Genomic DNA, 14,198 nt, shown 5'->3' on the forward strand with positions numbered 1-14,198 from the left:
TTACTTCTCCAGGACCCGTGCAAAGCGCGTGTCCGGCACCAGCCAGACCAAGGCGACGGCAACATAGAGCGCGACGCCGATCCACCTGTCGAGGAATGTCAGCCCAACGGCGGCTATGTAGACGGCGAGCGAAATCCTTCCCTTGCGGTCGCGGCCGATGGCCTTGGCGAATGCGGTATCCGGCCCATGCAGCCGATGCAGCGCAATGACCAGGATGAAGTAGGCGGTCGCACACATTGCAAGGTCGAAACCGTAGACCGCGACGGGAACCGTGGCGAAATGGTTCTCGCCCATGAAGGCTGTCGTCACCGGCATCAGGGATAGCCAGAACAACAGATGCAAGTTGGCCCACAGCACGCGGCCGTCGACACGCTGCACCGTGTGGAACATGTTGTGCAGATTGTTCCAGTAGAGGCCGACATTGATGAAGGAAAGCACGTAGCATAGAAAAACCGGCCACTGCGGCAACAGCGCCGAAAAATCCTCGCCTTCCGGCACCTTCAGGTCCAGCACCATGATGGTGATGATGATCGCCACCACGCCGTCGGTGAATGCCTCGACCCTGCCTTTGCCCATGATCAAAACCCGGTCCGCGATGAATTGCTGAAAGATAGTAAATCGTTAGCGGATGTTGGGGCGCCGATAAACAGTGCGAGGAAAATTCCTCAACAATAGGCCCGGTTTCCCGCAAGTAGGACTGATTGCATCTGATACGGCACAAGGGATGCCGTGATGGATCGGGGCCGCTGGCCCCGATCCGCAATTGTGAGATCATCGGCTTGCCTGATCGGGCAAGGCCCACCGTGGTGTCAGGAGCCTGGCCGTTCACTGGAACGCCGGCGGTAAGGGTGCGTTAACCTCGCGATCCCTGAAACTGGTGACGAGGTTGGCGATGGCCTTTCGTGATTTGGCGCAAACCCGGAACGAGGCCGACAACGTCCTCGCGATCCCGACTGTCGCGGCGATGATCGCGGTGCTGTTTGCGGGCAGCACGGCGCTGACGCCCCTCTATATCATCTACAAGCAGCAATTCGGCTTTTCGCAGATAACCTTGACGCTGATCTACGCGGTCTATGTCGTCGGCAACCTCGGCGCCCTGCTGGTGTTCGGTGGCGTGTCGGATGTGGTCGGACGCCGGCCCGCAGCGCTGGCGGCGATGATCGTGGCCATTGTCAGCGCGCTTATCTTCCTGTTCGCCGGGAATGTCGTCTCGCTCGACGTGGCGCGCATCCTGAGCGGACTTGGCATCGGCATCGGTGCGGGGACCGGGACTGCCTGGATTGCCGAGCTTCTCGCCGCCGCCGACAAATCGCGTGCCAGCGTCATCACCACCGGCACCAATTTCCTCGGTCTCGGTTTCGGGTCGCTGATATCGGGACTGTTGGCTCAATACGAGCCCTGGCCCCTGCGGCTGGTCTTCATCATCTATCTCATGGCACTCGCGGTGGTGGCGGTCCTGGTCTGGCGCACCCGTGAAACGGTGGCCAAGCCGGGTGGCCTCGGGCGGATTTCGATGCGGCCGCGCCTCTCCGTACCCCAGAAGATACGCACCCGCTTCGTCGCGCCGGCGGTGACCGGTTTCGGCGCGATGGCGTTGGTCGGCTTCTATGCCGCGGTGGCGCCGAGCATCCTGGCGCAGCAGCTGCACGAAACGAACCATGCCGTTGCCGGCGCACTGTTCTTTGAACTGGCGATCGTCGCGGCGGCCAGCATCGTGGTGCTGATGCGCGTGCAGAGCAGCAAGGCGATGCTGGCCGCCCTGGCCTTGATGATCCCGAGCGTGCTGCTGGTGGTGGCGGCGCAGATTCTGGCCTCGATGGCGCTGATGATCGTGGCGACGGCCTGCTGCGGTGTCGTGGCCGCACTCGGCTACCGAGGCGGCCTGCAGGTGGTGAACGAGATCGCGCCGCAGGACCGCCGTGCCGAGGTCGTATCCAGCTTCTTCGTCTGCTGCTTTGTCGGCAACGCCTTGCCTGTCATCGGCATCGGCGTCGTGTCGACCTATGCAAGCCCTGTCGCCGCGAGCCTGGCCTTCGCGGCCATGATCATCGTGTTCGCGCTGGTGGCGCTCGCCTTCGGGCTCAGACAAAGGCGCTGAGACCGCCGCGCCGGCAGGCGTGTTTCAGCCGTTCGGCGTTTCAGGTGCCATGTTCGCGCGCTGGCGCGGCACGCCGAGCCCGGTGTCGGGCGGTTCTCCGGCCGCTGGCCTGTTCTCGATCATGTGCAAGGTGCGCCAGCCGCCGAAGCGGTAGTAGGCCGCGGCCAGGGCCAGCGAGGCGATCGAACCGGCCGGGAAACTCCACCACAGCGCCTCTTCGCCGATCACGCCGCGCATGTAATAGGCAAAGCCGGTGCGCACGATGAGCACCGAGATCACCAGGATGATCAGCGGCGGCATCACGGCCCCCGTGGCGCGCACGGTCGCGAACAGCACGATGGTGATGCCGAACAGGATGAACGACCAGGACGCGACCGTGTTGATGTGGGCGGCAATGTCGATCGCTGCGCTGTCACTGCTCAGGAACAAGCTCAGGATCGAGCGGTCGAAGACCCATAGCAGCGCGACGAGAGCGCCGGTCAGGACGAGGTTGAAGCCGACGCCGGAAGCGGCAACGCGGCCGATCCGGTCCCAGCGGCCGGCACCGACATTCTGAGCCGCCATGGAAGAGACCGCGGCGCCGATCGCGAGCGCCGGCATCTGGATGTAGGTCCAGAGCTGCGCGGCGATGCCGTAGGCGGCGGCGACCTGCGAACCGTACGAGTTGACGATGCCCATGACCGTCAGTGCCGCCGCCGAGATGACGATCATCTGCAGACCCATCGGCACCCCCTTGAAGACGACGATGCGCAGCAGCGCCGGATCCGGGCGCAGCAGGACGAGATTGGCGCCGGCCAGCCGCAACGGATGCTTGCGCGTGTAGAGCACGACGAGGATGGCGATGACACTGACGGTCTGACCGATCAGCGTCGAGGTGGCGGAACCGGCGATGCCGAGTTCGGGAAACGGGCCGATGCCGCGGATGAGCAAGGGATTGAGCGCGATGTCGAGAACGACCGCCAGTGCCATGAAGATGAAGGGCGTGCGTGAATCGCCGGCGCCGCGCAGCACGGTCATGACGAAGGACAGAAGGTTCATCATCGGCACGGCGACGAAGATGATGCGCAGGTAGGAGTGCGCGAGCGCCAAGGCGTCGGCCGGCGTGCCAAGTGCGCCCAGGATGGCATCGACCCAGATCCAGCCGCAGACCGCGAAGACCACCGAAACGAGGAAGAAGAAAGTGGCGCTGGTGCCGACGATGCGGCGCGCCTCGGGCAGGTCGCGGGCGCCGACCGACTGCGCCACCAGAATGGTGGCCGCCATGCCGATGCCGAACACAGTGCCGAGGATCAGGAACAGAACGAGATTGGCGTTGGATGTCGCGGTCAGCGCCGAGTCGCCGAGGAAGCGGCCCACCCAGACGGCATTGACCGAGCCGTTCAGCGATTGCAGCACGTTGGAGCCGAGCACCGGCAAGGCGAAGAGCAGCAGCGTGCGTGGGATCGGGCCGCTGGTCAGGTCGCCGGTGCGCCGACGCGCGGGCATTTTTTCGTCCATGGGCGATAAGGCCTATCTCGAGTCCGGTGCGCGATGATCGCATGATTCAACCGAACAGGTCGATGCGGGGGCGGGGAGCTTCGTGCGCGGTGTCGGCTGCCGGCAAGGTCATCGAGCAGGACGGCCGAGCCAATCGATGCGGGCGTGCCAAAGGATGCGGAGTTCTTGAAGCAAGCCTTCACAACCTGCACAAGCGGGCACGCCAGGCGCGCGCCCGCTTGTGCAGTGATCGTTACTTCTTGCCGAGGCCGGGCAGCGTGACCTGATAGACCAGGAACATGGTGTCGACATCGGCGCCGTCATCGGCCTTGTAGGGCGCGCCGACCTGGAAGCCGTCCTGGGCGAGGAAGTCATTGTCGTTGGCGACGAACAGGAAATAGTCGTCGGGCAGCTTCGGGTCGAGGACGCTGGCAACCGACATCGCTTCCCACTTTTCCGAAAGCTCGTTGCGGTCCTTCGCCCCACCATTGTGCAGGCCGAAGCGGCCAAGCTGCGCGGCGTCGTTTATATCGATGAACGGCGTCAGCTTGGCTGGCGTCACAGAGGGATCGAGCACGCCCTTGGGCGCGACCGGCTTGTCGGCCGCGTCGAATGCGCCGCCCGCGATGTCGGTCGCGCCGGACACGTCGACGATGTTGATCTGGCGATAGAGTGACGCGTCACCCTTCTTCAAGCCCTGGCCGTTGCCGCTGTCGCGCGCCAGCATCAGGAAGGACGTGTCCGAAAGCGCCACGATCTCGCTTTGCGCGGCGACCTTGGTCTTGCCCTTGGCATCCCTGAACACCGGCAGCGGCACGACATATTCATGCGCGAGCTTCAGATGGGCGAGGTCGGACGCATCATAGACCAGCGCCCGGGTGTTCTGCCGTGTCGCTGGGGAATCGCCGCCGTCCTGCCTCGGCGCCGACTGCAGCACGGCGATCAGGAATTTGCCGTCCGGCGTCATCGCCATGCCTTCGAGGCCCTGGTTGTTCTGGCGGCCGGTGTCGGGATCCTTCGGATCAGGGTCGGCGGCACCCGGGCCGGGATTGTCGGAGGAGAAGTTCGGCGCTCCCTTGCGCATCGGCACAAGGGCCGCCGGCGGCTGGGTCGCCGACATCAGGCGGCCTTGCGCGGAGAACCTGTAGATGTTGGGGCCGTACTCGTCGGAGATGAACATCGAACCGTCGGGCAGCCGCGCGATGGCCTCGTTGTCGAGAGCGAGCTTGCCGTTGGTGGCGACGGGCAGCATCGGCATGTCGCCGGCCGCGGCGCGTACATCCGACAATGGATCGAGGCCGGTGGCATCGACGCCCTTGTCATCGGTGAGCAGTATCGTGTCGGCAAGCGTCGCCTTGACGCCCGTCTGCTCCTGGCCGGCGTCGGGCGCGACAGGCGTGAATTCGATGCCGACGGCGTTGAGGCGCGGGCGATAGTCGGTGGTGCCGCCGACGTTGTAGCCACGGTCGGGCAGGAGCCAGAGCGACCCCTTGTAGGTACCCGCTTCATGCGTCCAGCCTGATGTGTCGATCGCCATGCCGGAGGCGGAGCCAAAGGTCTCGCCGAACTTGTCGCGCTGGTCGGCCGGCATGCGGCCGACGCCGACCAGGCCCTTGTTGATGTAAGCCATGCCGTCGGCAAGCGCCGGGGTGAGGGCGGTGAACAAGGCCAGCGCGACGCCGAGCGAGGCGGTTCGGTGCAGGTGTTTCATGGACAATCCTCTTTGTGACGAAGCATGCCGGAGCGGCCGAAGGACAAAAACGGAAAGAGGTGCCGCCTCGACGGTGCCGTGCGTGCCTCCCCGAAAGCGATCTAAGGCGTGAACATGATGCTTGCGTGACAGTGCGCGATGCCGCTCCGCCAGCTTACTGGACACTTATGTCTAGTGCATATAGGGTGCCGGCTTCGAACTGACCGGGGAGAAGCCTTGAAGCCGCCGCGTCGGCTTCGTCACCTCGGGCGGATTTGGCTACACGATCGGCAAGGGCGTCGCGCTGGCGTTGGTGGACGACGATTTCGCCGGGGAGGGGACGGCGCTTTGCGTGCACATTGTCGGCGTCGAGCGGACTGCGCGGGTCATCGCGGCCTCGCCCTATGATCCCCAGGGCAAGGCGATGCGGCAATGAGGAGGAGTTTCTGATGATCGATGACGCTGCACGAGACAGCAGGCGCGAACGCCGGCGCGGACGCATGGGCGAGGCCGGCAGCGAATCAACCCGCAAGCCCAATTACCGGTCGCTGAAGAACCCGTTCCTGCCGCAGCCGATCTTTTCCGACGACCAGGTGGCGTCGATCCACGACACGGCGCTGCGCGTGCTGGAGGAGCTCGGCATCAAGGTGCTGTTGCCGCAGGCGCGCGAGGTGCTCGCCCGCGCCGGCGCCCTGGTCGATCCCGACACCGACATGGTGCGCATCGGCCGCGACATGGTGCTGGCCGCACTTGCCTCGGCGCCGCGATCGATCCACGCCAATGCGGGCGCGCGCGCTCGCGATCTGTCGCTCGAACTGGGCTCGATGACGTTCCTGGCGGGCTCCGGCGCGCCCAACGTCACCGATCTCGACCGCGGCCGGCGGCCCGGAACGCTGGCCGCCTTCGAGGAGCTCATGAAGCTGGTGCAGCATTTCGATGTGTTGCACATGCTGGGGCCGTGCATCGAGCCGCAGGACATCGACAATCGCTTCCGCCACTATGCCGTCAACCGGGCGCAGCTGACGCTCTCCGACAAATTCCCGTTCGTGTTCGCACGCGGTACGCCGCAGGTCGATGACAGTTTCGAGATGATCAGGCTGGCCCGCGGGCTGTCCGAAGACGCGTTCCGCACGGGCGCGCATTGCTACACCGTCATCAACACCAACTCGCCGCGCCAGCTCGATATTCCGATGGCGCAAGGCATCATCGATTTCGCCAAGGCGGGCCAGGTCCTGATCATCACGCCGTTCTGTCTGGCCGGTGCGATGGCGCCGATCACGGTGGCCGGCGCCCTGACGCTGCAGCATGCCGAAGCGCTGGCCGGGCTGACGCTGGCGCAGATCGTGCGGCCGGGCGCGCCGGTGGTCTACGGTTCCTTCTCCTCCAATGTCGACATGAAATCCGGAGCACCCGCCTTCGGCACGCCGGAGCACGTCAAAGCCACGCTGGGTGCAGGCCAACTGGCGCGCTTTACCGGTCTGCCCTGGCGCTCGGGCGGCGGCAGCGCGGCCAACATTTCGGACGCGCAGGCCGCGCACGAGACGCAGTTCGCGCTGTGGGGCTCGGTGCTGTCGGGCGCCACAGTCTGCATCCATGCCGCCGGCTGGCTGGAAGGGGGCTTGAGTGTTTCCCTAGAAAAGCTGGTCACCGACATCGAAGCAGTGCAGACGGTGGCGGAACTTTGTACCGCGACGCCCGGCGACGACGACGCAATAGGCTTCGAGGCCATCGCCGAAGTGCAGCCGGGCGGCCACTTCTTCTCGGCCGGCCACACCATGGCGCGCTACCGCACCGCCTTCTACGAGCCGCTGGTGGCCGACTGGTCGAATTTCGGCAACTGGACGCAAAGCGGGTCGAAGAACGCGACCGAACGCGCCACCGGCATCTGGAAGCGCATCCTTGCCGATTTCGAGCCGCCGGCAGCGGCCGCAGCCACGTCAGGCGTGCTCGACGCGTTCATCGCGCGGCGCACGCAAGAGGGCGGTGCGGCGCCGGTGTCATGAGATAGCTTGGTCGTAAGACAGCTTGGTCGTGAGACAGCTTGCCTATTCAACGTTCCAGAATTGTGGCGGTGGTCCCGGAACCCGCAGCGCTTCCCACGCATTCATGGAAGCGGGCCAATGCCTGGCTCCATTTGCGAGCCGTTGAGGGAGGACGACATGGGTTTCGACCAGTATCACGAACCGCCGGAAGAACTGTCGCAGCAAGTGCGGACCTTTGCCCGCATGATCACCTCGCTGATCGAGGAGGCGGAAGCGATCAGCTGGTACGAACAGCGCATGTCGGTGGAGAAGGACCCGCAGGCCAAGGCGATCATGAAGAACGCGCAGAGCGAGGAGTTCAAGCATTTCGGCATGGACCTCGAATTCCTGCTGCGCCAGAAGACGGACTGGCGCGTGGAACTGAAGGAAATCCTGTTTACGACAGGGGATATCGTGAAGGCTGGGGAGAAGGGCGAGAAGAAGGTGGATTGAGGCGGAAAGCCAGCTTTGCGAGGCCAGCCGCATTCAACTCACACCGCCGCGACAAACCCGTCCAGCACGCGCTTCTGGCCGGCCTTGTCGAAGTCGATCGTCAGCTTGTTGCCTTCGATGGCCGCGATGTTGCCGTTGCCGAATTTCTGGTGGAAGACGCGGTCGCCGACGTTGAAGGCCGACGGCGTGTCGGAGACGGATTTGGCGACCAGTTCGCCGTCGATGGTGCGGCCCTTCACGCTGGTGCGGCCGGCGCCGTAGCCGGAGTCTGTCTCGCCATAGCCGATGCGTTCGACCTGGTGGCCCGAGCGCGTGCCCCAATTGCGGTCGGTTGCCTCGGTGCGGTTGGCCTGTGCGCGCTGCCAGCCCGGCGTCGAATAGGTGTTCGAGAAGGCGCCGGATTTTTCCGTGTTGGCACCAACATTGTCGAAACGCGAGGCGCCATACGGGTTCTGTCTTCCAGCCCCCTGGCCGCCGCCACGGCCGGACGCGAACGAGCCGCCGCCATAGGGATTGCCGTAGCCGCCATAGGAATTGCCGGCTTCGGCGACCTCGACATGGGCTTCCGGGAGTTCCTCGAGGAAGCGCGACGGGATGGTCGATTGCCACAGGCCGTGGATGAGGCGGTTGGAGACGAACCAGATATGCAGGTTCTTCTTGGCCCGCGTCAGGCCGACATAGGCGAGCCGCCGCTCTTCCTCCAGCCCGGAGCGGCCGCCTTCGTCCAGCGCACGCTGATGGGGAAAAAGGCCTTCCTCCCAGCCGGGCAGGAAGACGGTCTCGAATTCGAGGCCCTTGGCCGAGTGCAGCGTCATGATGGAAACGGCGTCTTGTCCGGCGTTCTGCTCGGCATCCATGACCAGCGCGACATGTTCAAGGAAGGAGCGCAGCGACTCGTACTGCTCCATGGAGCGAATCAGTTCCTTCAGGTTCTCCAGTCGGCCGGGCGCCTCGACCGAACGGTCGTTCTTCCACATGTCGGTGTAGCCGCTCTCTTCGAGAATGGTCTCGGCGAGCTCGGTGTGCGGCGTCGTTTCCAGCGCCTTCTGCCAGCGCTCGAAATTGGCCGCCACCTCGCGCAACGCGGCGCGCGGCTTCGGCTTCAGTTCGTCGCTTTCGGCGAGATTGCCGGCGGCTTCCAGCATCGGGATGCGCAGGGCGCGGGCCGTGTCGTGGATCTGGCGGATGGTGGCTTCGCCCAGGCCGCGCTTCGGCACGTTGACGATGCGCTCGAAGGCGAGGTCGTCGGCGCCTTGCGCGACGACGCGGAAGAAGGCCATCGCGTCGCGGATTTCCATGCGCTCGTAGAAACGCGGGCCGCCGATGACGCGGTAGTTGAGGCCGAGCGTGGTGAAGCGCTCCTCGAAGGCGCGCATCTGGAAGGACGCGCGGACGAGGATCGCCATGTCGTTCAAATTATGCTTCTGGCGCTGGTAGGCCTCGATGGTCTCGCCGATGGCGCGGGCTTCTTCCTCCGAATCCCAAGCGGCATGGACGTTGACCTTGCCGTCTTCCGGATCGTTGCGGTCAGTGAACAGCGTCTTGCCGAAACGGCCCTCATTATAGGCGATGAGGTGGGAGGCGGCGCCCAGTATGTGCGCGGTCGAGCGGTAATTGCGCTCCAGCCGGATGATGGTGGAGCCGGGAAAATCCTTGTCGAAGCGCAGGATGTTGTCGACCTCGGCACCGCGCCAGCCATAGATGGACTGATCGTCGTCGCCAACGCAGCAAATGTTAACAGTAGTGCGAACTTCGGCCGAAGAGTGCCCAATCTCCCCCCTTATGGGGGAGATGTCGCCGGAGGCGACAGAGGGGGGCGCTGGCCCGCCGGCCTGTCGGTGCGAGGCGCCCCCCTCTGTCCTGCCGGACATCTCCCCCTCAAGGGGGGAGATCGGCTTGCCTTGCGGCCTTTGCGCCAAAAGCCGCAGCCACATGTATTGGGCGGTGTTGGTGTCCTGGTATTCGTCGACGAGGATGTATTTGAAGCGCCGGTGATAGTCCTTCAGCACATCGGGATTGGCGCGGAAGATACGGATCGGGTGGCAGAGCAGGTCGCCGAAGTCGCAGGCGTTCAGCGTCTGCAGGCGCTCCTGATAGGCCTTGTAGAGCTCGCGGCCCTTGCCGTTGGCGAAGCTGCGCGCATCGCCCTCGTCGATGTCGGCCGGACCCTGGCCCTTGTTCTTCCAGCCGTCGATCATCTGGGCGAACTGCTTTGCGGGCCAGCGCTTGTCGTCCAGCCCCTCGGCCTGGATCAGCTGCTTGATCAGCCGCACGACGTCGTCGGTGTCGAGGATGGTGAAGTCGGACCTCAGGCCGGCAAGCTCTGCGTGGCGGCGCAGCAGCTTCACGCCGATCGAGTGGAAGGTGCCGAGCCACGGCATGCCCTCGACATTGCCTTCGCCGATCAGGATGCCGATGCGCTGCTTCATCTCGCGCGCCGCCTTGTTGGTGAAGGTCACGGCGAGGATCTGCGACGGGAAGGCCTTGCCGGTGGCGAGGATGTGGGCGATGCGGGTGGTCAAGACGCGGGTCTTGCCGGTGCCGGCGCCGGCCAGCACCAGAACCGGGCCTTCGGTGGTCTCCACCGCCAGCCGCTGCTCGGGATTAAGCCCCCTGAGATAGTCCGGCGCATTGTTTTGGCCGCCGCGGGCAGCCATGGCGCGCGCGGCAATGCCCGACGGGGCCGTGGGCCGCGCATCGGGTTCGTCGAAAAAGGGCATGTCTTCGGAAAAGCCGGACATCGCCCCCGAATGTAGTGATTCGGCAGCGAAAGACCAGAACTGTCTACGTTTTGTTCCGGTAAAGTGCCTGATACGGCCAGTTGAGCGACATGGCAGCCGGCGTTGTGAACAACCGCGGGCGGAACGAGGTTGCTGCCGCAGGCCGATGACCTACGCTTGACAGGCGCGGCGGTCGGGAGAAAGTTGCGCAGGGGGCGGCACGCAATGCCGGGTTGCCCAGGGCCGCCACCATGCGCGCAACAGTCGAAGGAGTATCATCTTGGCTGTCACCATCACCTCCCTCATCCTCTTCCTCATTGGCCTGGCACTTGGCGCCGGCGGTATCTGGTTGGCTTCGCTGGGCGGCAGCTGGTACTACATCATTGTCGGCCTCGCCTTCCTGATCGCCGCCTGGCTGCTCTACCGGCGCCGTTCCACTGCGCTCTGGCTCTATGCGGCGATCGTGCTCGGCACGCTGGCCTGGGCGGTCTGGGAGACCGGTTTCGACTGGTGGGAGCTCGGCCCGCGCGGCGGCATCATCGTGCTGGTGGCGCTGTGGCTGCTGACGCCGTGGGCGCGGCGCGGCCTTGCCGGGCCGGACGGGCGCGCGCCTCTGATCCTTGCCGTGCTGGCATCGCTGGCGGTGGCCGGCTATTCGATGACCGCAGATCCGAAGGATATCGCCGGCGCGCTCGATACCGACAAGGTGATCCCCAACGCCAATCTCGGCGGCGATGTGCCGGCGGGCGAATGGCATTATTACGGGCGCACGCAGTTCGGCCAGCGCTATTCGCCGCTCGACCAGATCACGCCGGACAATGTCGCCGAGCTGAAACCGGCCTGGACCTATCGCACCGGCGACGTGAAGGGACCGGACGATGTCGGCGAGACCACTTACCAGGTGACGCCGCTCAAAGTGGGCGACACGCTTTACATCTGCACGCCGCACAATTTCGCCATCGCGGTCGATGCCGCGACCGGCAAGGAGAAGTGGCGCTACGATCCCAAGATCAAGCTCGACAAGGATCGCCAGCACCAGACTTGCCGCGGCGTCTCCTATTATGCCGATGCCGCGGGCGCCGCCGGCCAGCCCTGCGCGGCGCGCGTCTACCTGCCGACCTCAGATGCGCGGCTGATCGCGCTCGATGCCGCCAACGGGCAGGTTTGCCCGGCCTTTGCCGAGGCCGGCACGCTCAATCTGTTGACGAACATGCCGTATCCCAAGTCGGGCTATTATTACTCGACTTCGGCGCCGCTGATCGCGGGCGGTAAGATCATCGTCGGCGGCGCGGTCAACGACAATTATTCGACGCAGGAGCCGTCCGGCGTCATCCGCGCCTATGATGCGAGCACCGGCAAGCTGCTGTGGAACTGGGATTCCGGCAATCCGGACCAGACGACGCCGCTGGCGGCCGGCCAGACCTACACCGCCAACTCGCCCAATATGTGGTCGACGCCGAGCGCCGACGAGAAGCTCGGCCTGCTTTACGTGCCGCTCGGCAACCAGACGCCGGACCAGCTCGGCACGGGCCGCAGCGCCAATGTCGAAAAATTCTCCTCCTCGATCACGGCGCTCGATCTCAACACCGGGCAGTTGAAATGGGTTCGGCAGACCGTGCACCATGACCTCTGGGACATGGACGTGCCGGCCCAGCCGAGCCTGATCGACATCACCAAGGCCGACGGCTCCGTGGTGCCCGCGCTGGTCGGGCCGACCAAGCAGGGCGACCTCTATGTGCTCGACCGGCGCACCGGCGAGCCGGTCATCCCCGTCAAGGAAGTGCCGTCGCCCGGGGGAGCCATCGAGGGCGACCACACATCGCCGACGCAGCCGGCGTCCGACCTTTCCTTCAACCCGCCGCCGCTGACCGAGGCCGACATGTGGGGCATCACCATGTTCGACCAGCTGGCCTGCCGGATCGCGCTCCACAAATTGCGCTATGAAGGCCGCTACACGCCGCCCTCGCTGCAGGGATCGCTGATCTATCCCGGCAATTTCGGCACTTTCAACTGGGGTGGCGTAGCGGTCGATCCCGTGCGACAGGTGATGTTCGGCATGCCGACCTATCTCGCCTTCACGTCGCGGCTTGTGCCCCGCGCGGACGTGCCGCCGCCGGGCGACGCCAAGGGCAGCGAGCAGGGGCTGAACCGCAACGAAGGCGCGCCCTACGCGGTGGTGATGGGACCGTTCCTGTCGCCGCTCGGCATTCCGTGCCAGGCGCCGCCCTGGGGCTATGTCGCCGGCGTGGACCTGAGGACCGGCACGATTGCCTACAAGCACCGCAACGGCACCGTCTACGACATGACGCCGCTGCCGCTGCCGCTGAAGGTCGGGGTGCCCGGCATTGGCGGGCCGATGATCACCGCCGGCGGTGTCGCCTTCCTGGGTGCCGCCGTCGACGACTATCTGCGCGCCTACGACCTGACATCGGGCAAGCAGCTCTGGCGGGCGCGGCTGCCGGCCGGCGGGCAATCGACGCCGATGACCTATACGGTCGCGGACGGGCGCCAGTTCGTGGTCATCGTCGCCGGCGGCCACGGCTCGATTGGCACCAAGCCGGGCGACTATGTGATGGCCTACGCGCTGCCGAAATAGGGGCAAGATTCTGGCTGGATGGGTGATCCGCCAGGTTTGCAATTCCGGCAACTTTGGCGTCGCCCCTCATCGCCCTGCCGGGCACTTCTCCCCGTATAGGGACGGGGAGAAGGACGCGTCATCGATGGCTTCGCCAATCGCCGGCGTTGCAGGAATGGCGCAGCGCTGAAGTTGCCTCTTCTCCCCGTCCCTTACGGGGAGAAGGTGGCGGCAGCCGGATGAGGGGCGGCGCTAACCATGGTCAGTAAAGCGTCGCAATGCGGCACGCCCTCCCGCCAGCGACTGCCGGTTGGCCGTGCCCCTCTAGAGCGGTTCAGCGCTTGATAGAATCGCCGAACCGCTCTAACTCTTTGTTTTTACGCAATTCCGGACGGAAAACCGCTACGCACTTTTCCTGGAATTGCTCTAGCCGAGCCCCAGATGGCTCTTCAGGCTAGGCACCGAGCCGAGCACCTGGTTGGTCAAATCGGGGCCGGCGGCGGCCTCGGCCTGTTGGACCAGCGTCTCGCCGGCCTTCTGGATCTGCGCCATGTCGAGGCCGGAGGCCTTGAGCGCGGCGAGGCCGTTGACCAGCGCGCCCGCCTTTTCTCCGAGAACGCCGCCAAGCGCGCCCTGCAGCGACGACAGGAAGCCGCCGCCGCCGGCCGGGGCGGCCATGACGTCATATTGGTGCGCGAGGTCGTCGGCGCCGGGGATCTTGGCGAAAAACGAAGACGCGCTGGTGCCTTCGGCTTCATGCTCCAGCACAGAGAAGATGGTGCCGACGACTTTCTCCGTCGTTGCCTGGTCGAGGCCCGCCTTCTGCGAGACGGTGTTGACGATATCCTGGATGTTCATGGTCTCACCTCAGCCTTGGATTTTCTGGTTCGTGCGGTGGTTGCGGACCCTGACCATCGACCGCCTACCTGCCTGCACGACCATGGAGCGTAGCGCCAGGGCAGCCGCGGCGGCAAGGACGAATGCACCGGCGAGGATCGGGGAGGGCATGGTCATGCATCGCTCCTTGTGACTGGGACATGTGACCGGAACGTGAAGGCACGGGTACCGCGCCATCGATCGCCGGCAGTTTTCCTAGCTATCGTGGCGGCGCCAGCAGGTTTCTCGCCGATGAACAAAATGTGATGACACGGACGCGCGTGTTGCC

At 65.1% G+C, this 14,198-nt stretch carries 10 protein-coding genes and 1 pseudogene; 5 read left to right on the forward strand and 6 right to left on the reverse strand.

Annotation, left to right across the window (positions count from 1 at the left end):
- The gene (locus FJ970_RS15395; protein WP_140758136.1) at positions 1-576 is read right to left on the reverse strand and encodes a TMEM175 family protein; all 576 of its coding nucleotides are present in this window, start codon (positions 574-576) and stop codon (positions 1-3) included.
- A gap of 316 nt (positions 577-892) precedes the next feature.
- Here FJ970_RS15395 and FJ970_RS15400 point away from each other — a divergent pair, with 316 nt between their 5' ends.
- Positions 893-2,098 carry an MFS transporter gene (locus FJ970_RS15400; protein WP_140758135.1) on the forward strand — a complete coding sequence of 402 codons (1,206 nt, stop codon included), beginning with the start codon at positions 893-895 and terminating at the stop codon, positions 2,096-2,098.
- A 24-nt stretch (positions 2,099-2,122) separates the two neighbouring features.
- Here FJ970_RS15400 and FJ970_RS15405 read toward each other — a convergent pair whose 3' ends face one another.
- Both FJ970_RS15405 and FJ970_RS15410 read right to left on the reverse strand, forming a co-directional pair.
- The gene (locus FJ970_RS15405; RefSeq protein ID WP_227792139.1) at positions 2,123-3,583 is read right to left on the reverse strand and encodes an MATE family efflux transporter; all 1,461 of its coding nucleotides are present in this window, start codon (positions 3,581-3,583) and stop codon (positions 2,123-2,125) included.
- Between the two features lie 244 nt (positions 3,584-3,827).
- Entirely contained in the window at positions 3,828-5,285 is a 1,458-nt protein-coding gene (locus FJ970_RS15410; protein ID WP_140758133.1) for an esterase-like activity of phytase family protein, read from the reverse strand.
- A 223-nt stretch (positions 5,286-5,508) separates the two neighbouring features.
- On the opposite strand from FJ970_RS15410, the pseudogene FJ970_RS15415 reads away from it, so the two are divergent.
- The 3 genes and pseudogenes from FJ970_RS15415 to FJ970_RS15425 form a co-directional block, all read left to right on the forward strand.
- Positions 5,509-5,700 (forward strand): annotated as a pseudogene (locus FJ970_RS15415) (glycine cleavage T C-terminal barrel domain-containing protein); the annotation flags it as partial.
- 13 nt (positions 5,701-5,713) lie between these two features.
- On the forward strand, positions 5,714-7,267 hold the full coding sequence (locus FJ970_RS15420; RefSeq protein WP_140758132.1) for a trimethylamine methyltransferase family protein: 1,554 nt from the start codon (positions 5,714-5,716) through the stop codon (positions 7,265-7,267).
- Positions 7,268-7,423: 156 nt separating this feature from the next.
- The gene (locus tag FJ970_RS15425; RefSeq protein WP_140758180.1) at positions 7,424-7,738 is read left to right on the forward strand and encodes a hypothetical protein; all 315 of its coding nucleotides are present in this window, start codon (positions 7,424-7,426) and stop codon (positions 7,736-7,738) included.
- Between the two features lie 38 nt (positions 7,739-7,776).
- On the opposite strand, the gene FJ970_RS15430 is transcribed toward FJ970_RS15425, so the two are convergent.
- Positions 7,777-10,479 (reverse strand): ATP-dependent helicase, encoded by a 2,703-nt coding sequence (locus FJ970_RS15430; protein WP_140758131.1) that lies wholly within the window; start codon positions 10,477-10,479, stop codon positions 7,777-7,779.
- A gap of 259 nt (positions 10,480-10,738) precedes the next feature.
- Here FJ970_RS15430 and FJ970_RS15435 point away from each other — a divergent pair, with 259 nt between their 5' ends.
- The gene (locus tag FJ970_RS15435) at positions 10,739-13,054 is read left to right on the forward strand and encodes a glucose/quinate/shikimate family membrane-bound PQQ-dependent dehydrogenase (protein ID WP_140758130.1); all 2,316 of its coding nucleotides are present in this window, start codon (positions 10,739-10,741) and stop codon (positions 13,052-13,054) included.
- Between the two features lie 405 nt (positions 13,055-13,459).
- Here FJ970_RS15435 and FJ970_RS15440 read toward each other — a convergent pair whose 3' ends face one another.
- Together FJ970_RS15440 and FJ970_RS15445 are read right to left on the reverse strand one after the other, a co-directional pair.
- The gene (locus tag FJ970_RS15440; protein ID WP_140758129.1) at positions 13,460-13,891 is read right to left on the reverse strand and encodes a hypothetical protein; all 432 of its coding nucleotides are present in this window, start codon (positions 13,889-13,891) and stop codon (positions 13,460-13,462) included.
- 9 nt (positions 13,892-13,900) lie between these two features.
- A complete protein-coding gene (locus FJ970_RS15445; RefSeq protein ID WP_181178470.1) occupies positions 13,901-14,047 on the reverse strand; it encodes a hypothetical protein in 147 nt (48 codons plus the stop codon).
- Positions 14,048-14,198 lie beyond the last annotated feature (151 nt).

The sequence above is a fragment of the Mesorhizobium sp. B2-1-8 genome (assembly GCF_006442545.2).
Taxonomy (GTDB): domain Bacteria; phylum Pseudomonadota; class Alphaproteobacteria; order Rhizobiales; family Rhizobiaceae; genus Mesorhizobium.

Coding starts and splice junctions, on each gene's coding strand:
- FJ970_RS15410 (WP_140758133.1), bottom strand. CDS start 5,285: ATGAAACACCTGCACCGAACCGCCTCGCTCGGCGTCGCGCTGGCCTTG.
- FJ970_RS15425 (WP_140758180.1), top strand. CDS start 7,424: ATGGGTTTCGACCAGTATCACGAACCGCCGGAAGAACTGTCGCAGCAA.
- FJ970_RS15395 (WP_140758136.1), bottom strand. CDS start 576: ATGGGCAAAGGCAGGGTCGAGGCATTCACCGACGGCGTGGTGGCGATC.
- FJ970_RS15405 (WP_227792139.1), bottom strand. CDS start 3,583: ATGCCCGCGCGTCGGCGCACCGGCGACCTGACCAGCGGCCCGATCCCA.
- FJ970_RS15440 (WP_140758129.1), bottom strand. CDS start 13,891: ATGAACATCCAGGATATCGTCAACACCGTCTCGCAGAAGGCGGGCCTC.
- FJ970_RS15445 (WP_181178470.1), bottom strand. CDS start 14,047: ATGACCATGCCCTCCCCGATCCTCGCCGGTGCATTCGTCCTTGCCGCC.
- FJ970_RS15420 (WP_140758132.1), top strand. CDS start 5,714: ATGATCGATGACGCTGCACGAGACAGCAGGCGCGAACGCCGGCGCGGA.
- FJ970_RS15430 (WP_140758131.1), bottom strand. CDS start 10,479: ATGTCCGGCTTTTCCGAAGACATGCCCTTTTTCGACGAACCCGATGCG.
- FJ970_RS15400 (WP_140758135.1), top strand. CDS start 893: ATGGCCTTTCGTGATTTGGCGCAAACCCGGAACGAGGCCGACAACGTC.